General features: G+C 60.5%; 13 protein-coding genes and 1 pseudogene. 6 read left to right on the top strand and 8 right to left on the bottom strand.

What is annotated here, in order from left to right; genetic code table 11:
* The 3 genes and pseudogenes from M5G26_RS21490 to M5G26_RS21480 form a co-directional block, all read right to left on the bottom strand.
* A pseudogene (locus tag M5G26_RS21490) lies at positions 1 to 103 on the bottom strand (LysR family transcriptional regulator); the annotation flags it as partial.
* A gap of 227 nt (positions 104 to 330) precedes the next feature.
* Positions 331 to 690, bottom strand: coding sequence for a DUF6124 family protein (locus tag M5G26_RS21485; protein ID WP_273916417.1), 360 nt, complete (start codon positions 688 to 690; stop codon positions 331 to 333).
* Between the two features lie 506 nt (positions 691 to 1196).
* Positions 1197 to 2120: a LysR family transcriptional regulator gene (locus M5G26_RS21480; protein WP_038364823.1), complete on the bottom strand. Its 924-nt coding sequence runs from the start codon at positions 2118 to 2120 to the stop codon at positions 1197 to 1199.
* A 211-nt stretch (positions 2121 to 2331) separates the two neighbouring features.
* On the opposite strand from M5G26_RS21480, the gene M5G26_RS21475 reads away from it, so the two are divergent.
* The gene (locus tag M5G26_RS21475) at positions 2332 to 2763 is read left to right on the top strand and encodes a helix-turn-helix domain-containing protein (RefSeq protein WP_122597795.1); all 432 of its coding nucleotides are present in this window, start codon (positions 2332 to 2334) and stop codon (positions 2761 to 2763) included.
* Between the two features lie 125 nt (positions 2764 to 2888).
* Complete coding sequence (locus M5G26_RS21470; protein WP_273916416.1) at positions 2889 to 5711, top strand: ATP-binding protein; 2823 nt, start codon at positions 2889 to 2891, stop codon at positions 5709 to 5711.
* Here M5G26_RS21470 and M5G26_RS21465 read toward each other — a convergent pair.
* Entirely contained in the window at positions 5688 to 7145 is a 1458-nt protein-coding gene (locus M5G26_RS21465; RefSeq protein ID WP_273916415.1) for an ATP-binding protein, read from the bottom strand. The genes M5G26_RS21470 and M5G26_RS21465 overlap by 24 nt on opposite strands.
* Positions 7146 to 7235: 90 nt before the next feature.
* Positions 7236 to 8186 (bottom strand): GlxA family transcriptional regulator, encoded by a 951-nt coding sequence (locus M5G26_RS21460; protein WP_273916414.1) that lies wholly within the window; start codon positions 8184 to 8186, stop codon positions 7236 to 7238.
* Positions 8187 to 8401: 215 nt separating this feature from the next.
* On the opposite strand from M5G26_RS21460, the gene M5G26_RS21455 reads away from it, so the two are divergent.
* Entirely contained in the window at positions 8402 to 9124 is a 723-nt protein-coding gene (locus M5G26_RS21455) for a pirin family protein (RefSeq protein ID WP_273916413.1), read from the top strand.
* Between the two features lie 48 nt (positions 9125 to 9172).
* On the opposite strand, the gene M5G26_RS21450 is transcribed toward M5G26_RS21455, so the two are convergent.
* Positions 9173 to 9637: a hypothetical protein gene (locus tag M5G26_RS21450; RefSeq protein ID WP_224794769.1), complete on the bottom strand. Its 465-nt coding sequence runs from the start codon at positions 9635 to 9637 to the stop codon at positions 9173 to 9175.
* A gap of 177 nt (positions 9638 to 9814) precedes the next feature.
* Entirely contained in the window at positions 9815 to 10690 is an 876-nt protein-coding gene (locus M5G26_RS21445; RefSeq protein WP_273916412.1) for a LysR family transcriptional regulator, read from the bottom strand.
* A 111-nt stretch (positions 10691 to 10801) separates the two neighbouring features.
* Between M5G26_RS21445 and M5G26_RS21440 the strand changes: the two genes are divergently transcribed.
* From M5G26_RS21440 to M5G26_RS21430, 3 genes are all read left to right on the top strand, one after another.
* On the top strand, positions 10802 to 12001 hold the full coding sequence (locus tag M5G26_RS21440; RefSeq protein WP_273916411.1) for a YbfB/YjiJ family MFS transporter: 1200 nt from the start codon (positions 10802 to 10804) through the stop codon (positions 11999 to 12001).
* A gap of 60 nt (positions 12002 to 12061) precedes the next feature.
* Entirely contained in the window at positions 12062 to 13060 is a 999-nt protein-coding gene (locus M5G26_RS21435) for an NAD(P)H-quinone oxidoreductase (RefSeq protein ID WP_273916410.1), read from the top strand.
* 112 nt (positions 13061 to 13172) lie between these two features.
* On the top strand, positions 13173 to 14117 hold the full coding sequence (locus M5G26_RS21430; protein ID WP_102902864.1) for an alpha/beta hydrolase: 945 nt from the start codon (positions 13173 to 13175) through the stop codon (positions 14115 to 14117).
* On the opposite strand, the gene M5G26_RS21425 is transcribed toward M5G26_RS21430, so the two are convergent.
* On the bottom strand, positions 14114 to 15925 hold the full coding sequence (locus M5G26_RS21425; protein WP_273916409.1) for an ABC transporter ATP-binding protein: 1812 nt from the start codon (positions 15923 to 15925) through the stop codon (positions 14114 to 14116). The genes M5G26_RS21430 and M5G26_RS21425 overlap by 4 nt on opposite strands.
* Between the last annotated feature and the right edge of the window lie 107 nt (positions 15926 to 16032).

Raw genomic sequence — 16032 nt, 5'->3', positions numbered from 1 at the left:
GCTTCTTGGGCAGGCCGTGCCCCCACGGCAAAACCAACCCGCCGCTGACCCGCAGGAACAGCAAACCGATGTCGCGTGCCTGTTCATCTGTTGAGGCATTCATGACCCGACCCTTGAAATGTCATTGGCCGGAATCATGCCAATGATGGTCGGGAAGAAATTGGATGGGTGTGCTCAGTTCTGCGGCATTGATCGTTCCCACGCTCTGCGTGGGAATGCAGCCCGGGACGCTCCGCGTCCCCTCCAGAGCCGAACGCGGAGCGTCCGTTGAGGCGTTCCCACGCAGAGCGTGGGAACGATCAAGCAGGCTCGCTCCCACAGGGGGTGTGCTTAGGCCGGTGGTTCGAGGTTATCCAGCACCCGATTCACTGCCAACTCACCGAGCATGATCAACTGCGCAATCCCCAACAACGCCCGGCGCTGCGGTGCGGGCAACAGGTGTGCGACGTCCTGGGCGATGGTTTTGGCCGAGGCGAGTGTTTCGCTGGCGTCGGTCAGCAGCTCCTCGTTTTTGGTGTCGGCGGTCACGGCATACATGCCGCGAGTTCTGCGTGAGGGTGGCGTGGCGCCGGGTGGCAGGAGGTAATGGTCGAGGGCGCGGTCGGCGGCTTCGTGGAGTTTTCGGGAATCGATGGATTCGTAAGGGGATGTGGGGTCGATGTCGGGCGGGTTGGGTGTGACTTTGAACATGGTGAATCTCCTTTTTAGAGCCGGGATCACCACGTCCTGTCGCTAAACAGGATGGGTGGCGACCGTATGCAGGTTAGCGAACCGGTAAAAAGGCAACCCGGTAGACCCGAAGGTCTCCCGCATACAGCCGCCATAGCGAAGTGCAGACGATAGCCTGCAACGAAGCATGGAGCGCTGATGCACTTTTTTTGGTCCGAGTCGCTAAACCCGATCGCTGAATTTGTCAGCGACCATCAAACGATAAAGACCCGACCACAAGCGCACAAGCCGGCGGATTCTGGCGTAGCTGTGGGCAAAGGCGCAAGGTTGCGTAGCCTGAAAGAGTGTCTGATGGTGTTGCTTAAACAGCGATTTTTAAAGCATCGATCACACCGAGCCAATGTGGGAGCGAGCTTGCTCGCGAAGACGTCGGGTCAGTTGATAAATGCGGTGAATGACACAGCGCTTTCGCGAGCAGGCTCGCTCCCACAGGGGATTGGTGTTGTTTGTGAGATATGCGCAGGAATTTAAACCGCTGGAATATCCAACGGCGCCGCCATGAACTGGCTTATCCGCGAGCGCAGCCATTTCTCCGCCGGGTCGTTGTCATGCACCCCGCTCCACGCCATTGACAACTGCGCCGCATCAATCGGGAACGGTGGATCTTCGGCGCGCAACGCACACCCTTCAACCAGCGCACACGCAGCGTAATCCGGCACGGTGGCGATCATCTCGGTGCCGGCGAGCAAGGCGCGCAAACCGCTGAACTGCGGTACGCCCAACACCACACGGCGGGTACGGCCGACCTTGGCCAGATCCATATCGATATTGCCGCTCAAGTCGCCGGAGAACGACACCATCGCATGCGGGCGCTCGCAGTATTCGTCGAGGGTCAGCGGACCCGGGCGGTCGTCGCCGCGCAGGACTTTGCAGGGAATGTCGCGCAGTTTTTTACGCTTGGCGTTGGCCGGCAATTCAGTGGTGTAACTGACGCCGACGGAGATTTCTCCAGAGGCCAGCAGTGCCGGCATCAGCAGGTAGTTGGCGCGACGCACGACCACGACAATCCCCGGCGCCTCTTGCTGAAGCTGGCGCAGCAGCGGTGGAAACAGGCCGAACTCGGCGTCGTCCGACAAGCCGATACGAAACACGTCGCAACTGCTCGCCGGTTCGAACTCCTTGGCCCGACTGACCGCGCCAGAGATGACGTCCATCGCCGGTTGCAGCTCCTTGAGAATCGCCAGCGCCCGCGCGGTCGGCTCCATGCCGCGACCGTTGCGCAGCAGTAACGGATCGTCGAACAGATCGCGCAAACGCCCCAACGCAGCGCTGACGGCCGGCTGCCCCATGAACAGCTTTTCGGCGACGCGGGTCAGGTTCTTTTCGAACATCAGCGCTTCGAAAATCACCAGCAGGTTCATGTCGACGCGACGCAGATCATTACGGTTCATGAGCACGGATTCCTTATAGCCAGCCAGACGCCAGTGCTACGCACTTTACGCGATCAACGGGCCCGTGGGCGCTGCTCCAGAGTGGAATTAACAACGATTAACTCGTCAGTCCCCCGCCCTCGCCCAACAATGAATCCCTCTGCGCAGCGTTGCTTTTTTGACCTGAGGGGATGCGCCGACCGTGCATTCCCCATCGACACGGACTTTGGCCATGGCTCACTTACAGCACAGCGTCGCCCTCGCCCCTGCCAATGAACCACGCAAGACCGGGATCGGCGGACTCAGTCCGCAACGTGAACGACAGGTCAAACAGCTGATCCTCGAACGCCTCGGCGAAAGCCTTGAGGTCACCGAACTGGCCCGCGCCTGTTCGCTGTCGCGCAGCCATTTTTCCCGTGCCTTCAAATGCAGCACGGGGCTGTCACCGCAGGACTGGATTCGCACCCAGCGCCTGGCGCGGGCCAAGCTACTGATCCGGCACACTGATTTGAGCCTGACGCAAATCAGCCTGGAGTGCGGGTTCTGCGATCAGGCGCACTTCTGTCATATGTTCACTCGCAGCGAAGGCATCAATCCGTTTGCCTGGCGCTGCCGGATCACGAGAGAACCCAAAGCCCAGCCTTCACAGCCCGCCGCGTTTTGATCGCGACACCCGTTGCACTGAGGCTCAAACCTGAGGATTATGCCGGGACACCCCGGAATAGAAGGCCTGCGCACGCGCTCGGCCCTACTCCGCTCTGTCCGTCGCCGCACCGCAGGAGTGAGCTGTTGAGTCTTTCCCCGAATCAGGCCCTCGGCTTTGGCCCCTATCGGATTCATCCCGGACAACGGCGGGTGCTCGAAGGCGAGCAGCCGTTGCGCCTCGGTCGACGGGCGATGGACATCCTCCTGATTCTGCTGGCGCATGCCGGCGAAGTGGTGAGCAAACAACAATTGATGGCCGGGGTCTGGCCGGACAGCGTGGTCGAAGACATCAACCTGCGGGTGCACATGGCGGCGCTGCGCAAGGCGCTCGGTGACGGTCAGGCCGGCCAGCGTTACATCATCACCGTGGCGCAACGCGGTTACAGTTTTGTCGCTCCGGTCTTACTGCAATCCATGGAGGAGCGTCCTGTGGGCGATGCTGGTGGTCGGCACAATCTGCCCTTGCGGCGCACGCGCATGATCGGTCGCCAGCCGCTGGTCGACAGTTTGATGACGCTGTTGCCACGCCAACGCTGCATCACCCTGGTCGGCCCCGGCGGGATCGGCAAAACCACAGTGGCCTTGCGCGTGGCAGAGCAGTTGATCGGCCACTACCGCGACGGCATTCGGCTGGTGGACCTGGCACCGCTTAACGATCCCCGTTTGATTTACTCACACCTGGCCGCCCTGCTCGACCTGGCTTTACTCGAGGGCGATCCACTGGCGGCGCTGGTCAATGGTCTGCAACAGCGACAGATGCTGTTGCTGCTCGACAACTGCGAGCACCTGATCGATGCCGTCGCGGTGCTCAGTGAGAGCATTCTGCGCGGCGCTCCGAAAGTGCATATCCTCGCCACCAGCCGTGAAAGCCTGCGGGCAGAAGGCGAATACGTGCAGCGTCTGGACTCCCTCGAATACCCGCCGATGACGACGACGCTGGATCGTGAGCAAACGCTGAATTTTTCGGCGCTGCAATTGTTCATCGAGCGAGCGACGGCCGCGCAGGAAAGCTTCGAGCTGAGCGATACCCAGTTGCCCCAAGCGATCGAGATCTGCCATCGGCTCGATGGCATTCCACTGGCGCTTGAGCTTGCAGCAGCGCAGGTCGCCGAACTGGGCCTGGACGGCCTGCTGAGCCAGTTGCAGGGCCGCTTGCCACCGCTGGCAGCGGGCAATCAAACCAGTCTAGAGCGCCATCTCACCCTGCGCGCCACGCTGGACTGGAGTTTCAATCTGCTCGACCCTTGCGAACAAACCTGCCTGCGCCGTTTGGGCGTGTTTCGCGGGGGGTTCACCCTGGAATCCGCGGCGGCCGTTATCGTCGGCCAACAGATCGACCCCGGCGTGGTGTTTGTGTCGATCACCCAACTGGTGGCCAAATCGCTGCTCAGCGTCGAGGTCGGTGATGAAGAGGTGTTTTATCGCCTGCTCGACACGACCCGCCGTTATGCACTGGAAAAACTCGAGCACGCCGCTGAATGCGAAGAAACCCGCGAACGCCATGCCGAACGCTGCCTGGCGTTGATGCAGCAGGCGCAGCACGATTGGGAAAACACGCCGACGGTGGTGTGGATCGAACGCTATGCGCGGGGGCTGGAGGATTTGCGCGCGGCGCTGGACTGGAGCCTGAACGGTGTCGGCCCGGGCGGCTTGGGAATTCGCCTGGCGGCCGCGTCGGCGCCGTTGTGGCAAGAATTGTCGTTGCTCAAAGAGTACGGCGGTTTTGTGCGCCGGGCGCTGAGCCTGTTCGACGAACTCGACGAGCCCTGCCCGCGTCTGAAAATCTCTCTGAAACTGGCGCTCGGCAGTGCCTGCTATCACACGTGGGGTGGCACCCCTGAGACCATCGAAGCGTTCGCCGAGGCCCGCCAGTTGGCCCACGAACATGACGATGTCGCCGGGCAATTGCGCGCGGTGTCCGGACACATGGCGGTCAACCTCAGTTGCGGGCACTACCGCATGGCGCTGGCGCAGAGCGAACAGTTCGACCGCCTCGGTCTGCACGGCGACCCACTGCTGTCACTGAGCACCCACCGTCTGCGCGTGTTGGCCCTGCACTATGCCGGCGACCAGCCGCAGGCACGCATTCATGCCGAACAGGTGCTGCAGCGCATGGCGCACAGCGGCCATGTCAATCGCTTCACTCACGGTTTTGGCGTGCAGTACGACCAGAGTGTCGCGTCGCTGACGGTACTGGCACGGGTGCTATGGCTGCAGGGATTGCCGGAGCAAGCGTGGCATACGGCGCGTCTGGCACTGGATATCGCCGTGCAGATCGACCATGGCACCTCGATTTGCTACACCCTGGCGCTGGCCAGTTGTCTGATCGCCCATTACAACGGTGATCAGCAGAACGCCCAAGCATTGTTGCAACTGTTGCTGGAGCAATCGCAGAAGCATTCGGTGCTGCTGTTCAATACGTGGGCGCGGCACTACGCGCAGGTGATTGATGCTCAAACCCTTGCGCCCGTGCCGAAGGACAGCAGTGGGTTGATTCGGGAAATCATGGTGACGCTGGATGGCCGTTTTGTGGATGACTCGCTGTTTGAGCGAGCGCTGAGTGGTGATGCAGGGTGGAGCACGGCGGAGGTTCTGCGGGCTCGGGCTGATGTTCTATTGAAAGACGAGTGGGTGGGGCTGAGCGGGCCTGCTCGCGAAGAGGTTCTTCAGGAAGCCGAAAAACTCCTCCAGCAATCCCTGACCATCGCTCGTGCCCAAGGCGCGCTTGCCTGGGAACTGCGCAGTGCCACGTCACTCGCGCAACTCTGGCAGCGCCAATCACGCTGCCAAGAGGCGCTGGATTTGCTCACGCCGATCTATCAGCGCTTTACCGAAGGCTATGCGACCCCGGACTTGCTTAAAGTGCGCTTGCTGATCGGCGCGCTACGCGAGCACGTGCACGCCTGATGCCTGGCGAATCCGCTTGATGTAACGGGTATGCCGACGTTCAAGATCAACCCCTTCACCGCTGCGTTCAAGTTGCTCGCGGGCATAGCAGCGGGTGGTGTTGAGCATTCGGTATCGGCCTGCGCCGCCGCCCCGCTCCACCACCAGCAATGACTGGCGCGCCAGGCCTTCAATGATCGCTGCAAGCCGCGACGACGCCAGTTGCGGGCAACTGATCACCGCCAGCGCCGCCTCCAGAGTAAAGGCCATTTTGAAGACCGATAATCGCTGCAGCGCGCGTTGCTCATGCTCGCTCAAGCGTTGGTAGCTCCAGTCGAGTGCCGCCTGCATCGATTGGTGCCGCGGCACCGCGGTGCGCCGGCCGTGACTGAGCACTTGCAACCCATGGGGCATTTGCGCCTGCAAGCCGACCAACGCCAATGCATCGACCTGCGCCGCTGCCAGTTCGATCGCCAGCGGTAAGCCGTCGAGTTGGCGACAGATATCGAGGACGGCTTTGACGTCCTGCTCACGCAAGCGGAAATCATGCTGTCGCGCCCGAGCACGGCTGACGAGCAACTGCACCGCAGAATGGCCCATGGCTTCGGTGATGCAATCGCCTGCCGAGCGATTCGGCAGGGTCAGCGGTGGCACGCACTGAACGGTTTCCAGACTGACCTGCAAGGCTTCGCGGCTGGTGGCGAGAATCGACAGTCGGGGAGCGGCTTCGAGCAGCGTTTCGACCACTGCTCGGCAGGCAACGCGACGGTGGTCAACGTTATCCAGCAGCAGCAACGCATGGCGAGTCGACAGTCCGGGCAAATCGCTTTCGAGGGTGCCCAGCACCTGATCGAGCAGCGGTGTGTCGTCGTCGATCAAACTCAGATCGATCTGCCACACGCCGTCTCTGTAGTACTGCAACAGCAGTTCCGCGACCCGCAACGCGACAGTGGATTTACCCACACCCGCCGCGCCCGTGACGGTCATCAGCCGACACAGCGGCATTTGCCGCACCAGCCCGCCAACCAGCGAGTCGCGGCCGGCGACCGGGGTCAGCCGCGCGGGCAAATTGTGCTGGGGCGTTTGCAGGCCCTCGAAGACCCCTTGCGCGGCGCTGTCGCAACGGACCGGGGCAATAAAACTGTAACCGCATTGCGGCACGTTAACGATGTAACGTTCACCGTTTTCACCATCACCCAAGGCGCGCCTCAGCGCGGCGATGTGCACGCGCAGGTTGATCTCCTCGACCACCGACGTCGGCCACACCAAAGCGATCAATTGCTCCTTTCTGACCACTCGACCGGCACGCTCGACCAGCACCTGCAAGATGTCCAGCGCGCGCCCGCCCATGCGCAATGGCCGATCTCCATCGAGTATCAGCCGTTGGCGCAAGTGGAAGGCGTAGGGGCCGAAATACAGCACCGATGCCATGTTCAAATCGTTGAGGCTATCCATGCCAACTATCTTGGCAGCCTCAGATGACGCGACAACCGCTACACGGGGCGCAGCACGGACATACGGGTGCGCCAGACGGACAGAAGCGCTCTAGCTGAACTGTTCGCGGTATTGCGCGGGAGTCAGGCCGAGCTTTTCAGCGAACAGCGAACGCATGTGCCGCACACTGCCGAAACCACTTTTGTAAGCCACGGTCTTAAGCGGCAGATCGCTGGTTTCCAGCAGATTGCGTGCGCAGTCGATGCGCGCACTTTGCAAAAACTCCATCGGCGTCATGTTGATGTCGCGGGCGAACACCCGTGCAAAATGCCGCGCGCTCATGTTGGCAATGGCCGCCATGCGCTCGACCGTAAAGGCTTCGTCGAGGTGTTCCAGTACGTAACTCTGGGCGCGGGTGATGGGGGTTTCCTGCGGTGCCACGGCGGCCATCAGCGGACTGAACTGCGCCTGCCCGCCCTGCCGTTTCATCACCACCAGCAGAACTTTGGCCACATCCTGGGCGAGTTTCTTGCCGTGATCGCGGGCGATGACGGCGAGCGCCATATCGATCCCGGCCGTGACACCGCCGGAGGTGATCAAGTTGCGATCTTCGACATAGATCTGATCGGTCGTGACTTGGGCTTTCGGGAACCCCTTGATCAGGCGCTCGGTGTAGTTCCAATGCGTGGTTACGCGGTAACCATCAAGCAATCCGGCATGCCCCAATACAAACGCGCCGGTGCAGATCGAACCGTAATAGTCGACACGCTGGACAGCACCTTTGAGCCAGGCAAACAACGACGGAAATTGTTGGTTGTAGGCACCCGGGCCGCCCGGCACCAACAGCAGATCATAATGTTCGGTGTTGTCGTCGATGGTCGCGTCGGCATGCACCAACACGCCGTTGGATGCCCGAAGGGGGCCACGCTCGGTACCAAGCGTGATCAATTGATAATGCGCATCGGCTTTCAGATACCGATTGGCAACCGAAAAAACCTCCAATGGCCCGGCCATGTCGAGCAGGAGAAAGTCGGGGAACAGCACCATTGCCACGGTTTTCATGGGCAGACATCACTTCAATCAAAGAAACATGAGACAGGCCAGACATTATGGCCAACTGTAGCCGTTTGAGCGCAAAAGTTTTGTGTGACGGCTATCGCAAAACTGTCAACCTGAAAAGGACAGTCTTTCAATTTTCATCTACTTATTGCGCAATCCAGTAAACAGTAACCTTCTCCTCACTCGGACGAATTCACGTCCCGCAAGGAGATTTCATCATGCTGACCCTTCGCAAAGCCTCCGATCGTGGCCTCGCCAATCATGGCTGGTTGAAGTCCTTTCACACCTTTTCCTTCGCCAGCTACCGCGACCCTCGTGAACAGGGTTTTTCCGACCTGCTGGTGATCAACGATGACCGCGTTGCCGCCGGTAAAGGTTTCGGCCAGCACCCGCATCGCGACATGGAGATTTTTTCCTACGTGCTGGAAGGTGCGCTGGAGCACAAGGACACACTGGGCACCGGTTCGGTTATCCGCCCGGGTGACGTGCAACTGATGAGCGCCGGCAGCGGTGTGGCGCACAGCGAGTTCAATCATTCGGCGACCAAACCGGTGCACTTCCTGCAGATCTGGATTGTGCCGGAGGTTGCCGGAGCCAAACCGCGCTATCAACAAGAGCATTTCAGCGCCGAGAAAAAACGCGGTCGTCTTCAGTTGATCATTTCACCGGACGGCAAGCACGGTTCGCTCAAGGTGCGCCAGGATGCACGGGTCTTCGCCGGGCTGTTCGACGGCAAGGAAAGCGCCACGCTCGAACTGCCGACCAACCGCTATGCGTATGTGCATGTAGCGCGCGGCAGTGTCGAACTCAATGGCCAGCAACTGCGTGAAGGCGACGGCGTGCGGGTTCGCGAAGAACAGTTCCTGACGTTGAGCAACGGTGTCGATGCCGAGGTGCTGGTGTTCGACTTGCGACCGCAGGAATTGCCAGAGATGCCATGACGCGGTGTCTCAATACCCACAAAAACGGCCTTCTTTGAAGGCCGTTTTCTATTGTGCTGATTCGGTTGCTTGCGGCGAAGCAGGCTTTGGTGCACTTATATCTTTGCCTATCTGGATCGCAGCGAGTGTCGTCTGCAGGGTGGTTAGCACAGCCGCTTGATTGGCGAAGTGCGCCCCCACCACGACGGTGATCATTCCGAGAAAGTGGACGGCCGTTGTCGCCCAGTAATGCGCCTTCACTGTCGAGGCATGTTTGATGGCTTCTTTTGAGTCCTCGGCGATTTGTTGTACGCCGTCCCACATCAAATCGTACCGTTTGTCCCTCTCCGCCTGAGTCAAAAGATAAGCATCGATTTTTGCCGACACACCCTCGAAGCGAGCGTCCATCCTGGTCTCAATGGTCTCGATCCTGGCATTGAATTCTTCACGGCTTATTGCGTTCATGGCTTGAGTATTCCGGCTTTTACTCGATAGATCACTGATTGGATTTTGACTGAATTCCGAGGTTTTCAATTCGACACCTTCCTGGGTCTACATACCGTCCCTGGTATTAAATCGGTGAGTTTCCAACGCCCCTCACCGAGCTGATGAAAAGATAGGCCCCATCCAGAATGCTCACAAGCCGGGCGATTCTGCCTCTGGTGTAGGCCGTTTCGTCAGAGGTTGTAGCCCTGCCAAAACAGCGTCTACCTACTCATTCTCCGACGCGAACACGTCGACAATCTGCTCGATCACCGCCCTCACCCGCGCGGTATGGCGCAGATCCGCGTGGGTTACCAGCCATACCTCATAGGGCAATGGCGTAGTGCGCTCCGGCCATAGCCTGATCAAGCCATCGCGCTCGCCCATGTAGACCGGGATTTCTCCTACACCCAACCCTGCCGCAATTGACCGACGCACGAGCAAACTGGAACTGAGGCTGGCGACGATCCGACCGCGACTCAACGGCTCCGATACCAACGTCAGGTCCTTTTTGCCTTGCAGATACGGTTGATAAACCACCAGATCATGCCCCTCAAATGCCGTGCCCGGCGGCGGTACGCCATTGGCGTCTATATAGGCTTGAGAGGCGAACAGCCCCACTGGCCATCGGGCAATGCGCCGGGCGATCAGGTCAGGGTTGTCCGGCCGGGTGTTGCGCACCGCGATATCCGCCTCACGCTTGGCCAGGCTGAGAATCTGTGTGGACGCATCCAGTTGCACTCGCACGTCCGGGTGCTGGTCGTGCAAACGGGCAATCGCCGGAATCAGAAAATCGATGGCCAGCGAATCGGTGGTACTGACGCGCACCGTGCCGGTCAGGCGATCGTCCAGGCCCTGAATCTGCCGCTCCAGCTCCAGTGCCGAATGCTCCATTTTCTCAACGTTTTTAAGCGCTGCTTCGCCGACCGCCGTCAACGCGTACCCGTCAGAGGTGCGCAGGAACAACGTCGCGCTCAGGGACTTTTCCAGTGCCGTGATGCGCCGCCCGACGGTCGCTTGATCCACTCCCAAGACCCGTGCTGCACCGCGCAACGTCGACTCGCGGCAAACGGCAAGAAATACCCGTGCGTCATCCCAATTCATACTGTCTCCCAGCGATGCACATTCGCATCATCGTGCCGCCAATTCGCTGCATTAACGCAGCAACGATAGCCGATATGCTGAACACCATAAACCTTCCTCGAGATCGCTTCCATGCGCACTTCAACCTCCACCAGTATCTGGCTGCCGATCTTCGCCGGCCTTTGCGCCAGCCTGGTCAGCATCGGACTGGCGCGTTTCGCTTACACGCCGTTGATTCCTTCGCTGATTGAAGCGCAGTGGTTTAGCGCCAATGATGTGGTCTACCTCGGTGCGGCCAATCTGGTCGGCTATCTGATCGGCGCCCTGCTCGGCCGCCCGGCAGCGCGCCAGCTCGGCAATAAAAATGCCTTGCGGCTGATGATGCTGGTGGTCACGGCGGCATTTTTTGCCTGCGCGTTTCCGTTGTCGGTGAGCTGGTTCTTCGGCTGGCGGCTGCTGTCCGGGATTGCCGGCGGCGCGATCATGGTGCTGGTGGCCGCGACGGTATTGCCGCATGTCCCGGCGGCGCGTAAAGGGCTGGCCAGTGGCGCGATTTTTCTGGGCATCGGTCTCGGCATTGCCGGTTCCGGGACCCTGGTGCCGCCGCTGTTAAGCCTCGGTTTGCAGGCAACATGGCTGGGCCTGGGGGCTTTGGCCTTGTTGCTGACGGCGCTGAGCTGGTTTGCCTGGCCGTCTGATTTCCTGCACCCCGTCGTTGCGCAAGAAACAGTGCCCGCAGAACCGACACCGCGTGGTGTGTATCTGCTGTTCGCTCAATACGCCTTTATGGCCGCAGGCCTGGTGCCGGCCATGGTTTTCCTGGTGGATTACGTGGCGCGTGGCCTCGGTGCCGGAGCGCATGTCGGCGCGTTGGTGTGGGTGATGTATGGCTTGGGCGCGATTGTCGGCCCGGTGAGTTATGGCTTTCTCGCCGATCAGCTTGGCGCAAGGTCCGGCATTCGTCTGGTGCTGGTGGTGCAGGCGGTTGCCCTTGGATTGCTGGCGCTGACTCACTCGTTTTTGGGGCTGGCGTTGCTGGCGGTGATTCTCGGTTCATTTCCGCCGGGCATTGTGCCGCTGGCGCTGGCGCGGGTGCATGAACTGGTGCCGGAGCATCATCGCCAGCAAATCGCCTGGAGCCGCGCCACGGTATCGTTCGCTACGTTTCAGGCGCTGGCCGGTTTTGCCTATTCGGCGCTGTTCAATGCCAGCGGCGGTCACCACGCGTTGTTGTTCGTGATTGCCGCTGGCGCGATCGTCGTGGCGCTGCTGCTGGAGCAAGCCATGAGATGGCTGCCCGCCCCTATCGAGCCGCGCTGCTGTGCAAATTGAAGGGAATCATTGCCTGCTCGGCAGGCTCCCACTTACACAACTCAAGCCAAGAGAAACGATATGTCCCTGCCCAATGAAATGACCCGAATCGAAATCACCGAACCCGGAGGCCCCGAGGTCTTGCAACCTCAACGCGTGCCGCTGCCGGTCGCGGCACAAGGCGAAGTGCTGATCCGCGTACACGCCGCCGGAATCAACCGGCCGGACGCTTTGCAGCGTGCCGGCAAATACCCGATGAAACCCGGCATGAACCCGATTCCCGGGTTGGAGGTCGCCGGTGAAGTGGTGGCGCTTGGTGCCGGTGTTCGTCAGTTCGCCGTGGGCGACAAAGTCTGCGCGCTGACCAACGGCGGCGGTTATGCCGAATACTGCGCAGTCCCGGCCGGCCAGACCCTGCCGATTCCTGATGGCGTGGACTGGGTCCAGGCGGCCGCGATCCCGGAAACGTTTTTCACCGTGTGGGCCAACCTGTTCGGCCTCGGCGGCGCCAGCCGTGGTCAACGCGCATTGATTCATGGTGGCACCAGCGGCATCGGCACAACCGCACTGATGCTGTGCCGAGAATTCGGCATAGAAGCGTTTGCCACCGCCGGCAGCCCGGACAAATGCGCAGCGATTCGCGAACTGGGTGGTCAAGCGATCAATTATCGCGATGAGGACTTCGCTGAGGTGATCGCCGAGAAAACTTCAGGCCAAGGTGTGAATGTGATCCTCGACATCATGGGCGGCTCGTACCTCAACGGTAACGTCAGTGCCCTGGCGATGGATGGCCGTCTGGTCATGCTCGGTTTCCTCGGCGGCGCGCGGGCCAACGACTTTGATCTGCTGGCAATGATGGCCAAACGCGCGGTGATCACCGGATCCCTCCTGCGCGCCCGCACCGCTGCCGAAAAAGCCGCGATTGCCGATCAACTGCGCGAGCACGTTTGGCCGGCGCTGGCTGCCGGGCGCTGTCTGCCGATGATCGACAAGGTCTACCCTCTCGCCGACGCCGCTCAGGCTCACGCGCACATGGAGGCTGGCGACCATATCGGCAAGATCGTTCTGCAGGTTGTGTGAGTCTTTGCAGCATTTGGTAATCGTTGCGCCGGGGCGGTGGTCGAAAAACTCACGCGCAGGGCCAGGCATCTGGTAAAAAGCCTTCTTTGTCTGCGCCCTGGTGAAACGTTTAATGTTCCTGTCCTTCATGACGCGTCTGCGCCGCCGCCGTTTGGCGTTCGCCTGCATGGCCGCGCTGATAATCGGCGTGCCGACCAGTTGTGCCGTGCTGGAACACACCGAACGCAAGTTGCTGTTTCGCATCGAACCGGGCACTGCCGGTTGGTATCGCGGCTTGCCCGGCAGCGTGCAGGAACTCGACCTGCAACCGAAGAGCTTCAAGGCCGGGGAAAACATACATGCCTGGTGGTGGCCGGCGGAAAAAGCCAATGCGCCGGCCATTCTCTATCTGCATGGCGTGCGCTGGAACCTCACCGGGCAGTTGTTCCGCATCGAACAACTGCGCGCAGCGGGTTATTCAGTGCTGGCTATCGACTACCGTGGTTTCGGCAAGAGTCACGGTGATCTGCCGTCGGAAAGCAGTGTTTACGAGGACGCGCGGGTGGCGTGGGAGCGCTTTAAGCTGCTGCAACCGGATCCGGCCAAACGTCTGATCTATGGGCACTCCCTCGGTGGCGCTGTGGCCATCGATCTGGCCGCAGAACTCGGGCAAACCGCCGCCCGCGATCATTCCGCGTTACCGGTGCGCGGACTGGTGATCGAGTCCACCTTCACCACGCTGGCGGATGTCGCCGCGTCCGTGGCCAACACGTCACTGCCGGTGCGCTGGCTGCTGTCGCAGAAATTCGATTCGATCGACAAGATTGCCGACATTCACATGCCACTGCTGGTGGTGCACGGTCTGGCCGACGCTTTCGTGCCGCCACGTTTCAGCGAGCAACTGTTCAATGCCGCGCAACAACCCAAACGCCTGTTGCTGGTGCCGGGCGCAACGCACAACAACAGCATGGCGCTCGGCGGGCAGAACTATCGCAAGGCGCTCGACAGCCTGATGCAGAGCAAGCCCGCCCCGCGGGTGGCCGGGCCGGCAACCGTGCGCAGCGGGCGGGACACCTAACGATAGCCGCGAGCCTGTAAATCGAACAATTGCGCGTAATGCCCGGCCGCTGCGATCAGTTGATCATGGCCACCTTGCTCGAGAATCCGGCCTTGTTGCAGCACGATGATGTGGTCGGCATTGCGCACGCTGGAAAAACGATGGGAGATCAGCAAGGTCATGCGCCCTTCGCTGTGCTGGCTGAAATGCTCAAACACTGCCGCTTCGGCCGCCGGATCAAGGGCGGAAGTCGGCTCATCGAGGATCAGAATGTCGGCATCACGGCGCATGTACGCGCGGGACAAGGCAATTTTCTGCCACTGTCCGCCAGACAATTCCTGGCCACCGGCAAACCAGCGTCCCAATTGCGTGGCGTAACCCTTGTCCAGTCCTTCGATAAAGGGCGCCGCCATCCCTTGGGCAGCCGCCTCTTTCCATCGTTGCGAATCGTTGAACGCCAAGGTATCGCCGACGCCGATGTTTTCGCCGACGCTGAACTGGTAGCGAATGTAGTCCTGAAAAATCACGCCAATCCGTCGACGTAACGCGGTCTCCTGCCAATCCTGCAAATCACTGCCATCGAGCAGGATGCGCCCTTGATCAGGACGATAGAGCCGGGTCAGTAACTTGATCAGCGTGGTCTTGCCTGAACCGTTCTCGCCGACCAGCGCCACGCTCTTGCCTGGCACCAGTTGCAGATCAATGTTTTCCAGTGCTGGCCGACTGGCACCGGGATAACGGAAGCCGACGTTTTCGAATCGCAAACCATCGCCCGGGCACACGCCAACGGTCAGGTGTCCGGTATCCAACTGCACCGGTTCGGCCAGATACTCATAGAGACTCGTCAGGTAGAGGCCGTCTTCGTACAGGCCACTGATCGCACTGAGACTGCTGCTCACGGCGCTTTGGCCTTGTTTGAACAGCACCAGATACATGGTCATCTGGCCAAGACTGATCTGGCCATGCACGGCATCGATCACCACCCAGGCGTAGGCCACGTAAAATGCCGCGGTACCGAGCAGACCGAGGCCGAAACCCCAGCCATCGCGCCGCAACGTCAGGCGCCGATCTTCGGCATACAATCTGGCGAACGTGTCACGGTAGCGTTGCAGCAACAGCGGTGCAAAGCCAAACAGCTTGACCTCTTTGATATAGGTCTCGTGGGACAGCAAGGTTTCGATGTAATTCTGCTGCCGACTCTCCGGCGCGCGGCGGGTAAACAACCGAAAGGCGTCACCGGAAAAATGCGCCTCGGCAAAGAACACCGGCAACGCACCGACCACCAGCAGCACCAGCGCCCAAGGGGAGAAATGCACCAGCAGCACAGCAAAACTGATCAGCATGATCAGGTTTTGAATCAAGCCCAACGACTTCATGACCAGCGCCAGTGGCCGCGTCGAAGCCTCGCGACGGACACGCACCAGTTTGTCGTAGAACTCGGAGTTCTCGAACTGCACCAGTGACAGGGTCTGTGCTTTCTCCAGGATCAGCGTATTGACCTTCTGCCCTAGCTGCACCCGCAACAGCGACTGCTGCACCGACAGTGCCCGTTGTGTGCCGGACAACAGCGCCAGCACCCCAGCCTCCAACAAAACGTAACGCAACACGGGCCACAGTGGCGCACTGCCGTGTTGCGCGTGCAACTGCATCGCCGCTACCACGGCATCGACAATCCGCTGCCCCAACCATGCCGCCAGTGCCGGCAGCAAGCCGGCCACCAACGTTGCCAGCACCAGCCCCAGAAACAAGCCACGCGATGTCCCCCAAACCAACCGCAAGGCGCGCTGCGCCTGATCGAACAAGGACGTGAAGCGTGATAGATCAGGCATGGGGCGTTGGTCTCTGCAGGTGATGGAGGTGCGTCATGGTACTCCAGCGCCACGACGGAATTTCAAACGACGAACGCGTTATCGTCGACACGTTTTTCAGAACAAAA

It is taken from the genome of Pseudomonas sp. TNT2022 ID642, from assembly GCF_028656995.1.
Lineage (GTDB): Bacteria > Pseudomonadota > Gammaproteobacteria > Pseudomonadales > Pseudomonadaceae > Aquipseudomonas.
Note: the sequence above shows the minus strand (reverse complement) of the source record. Positions and strands in the feature narration are given on the sequence as shown.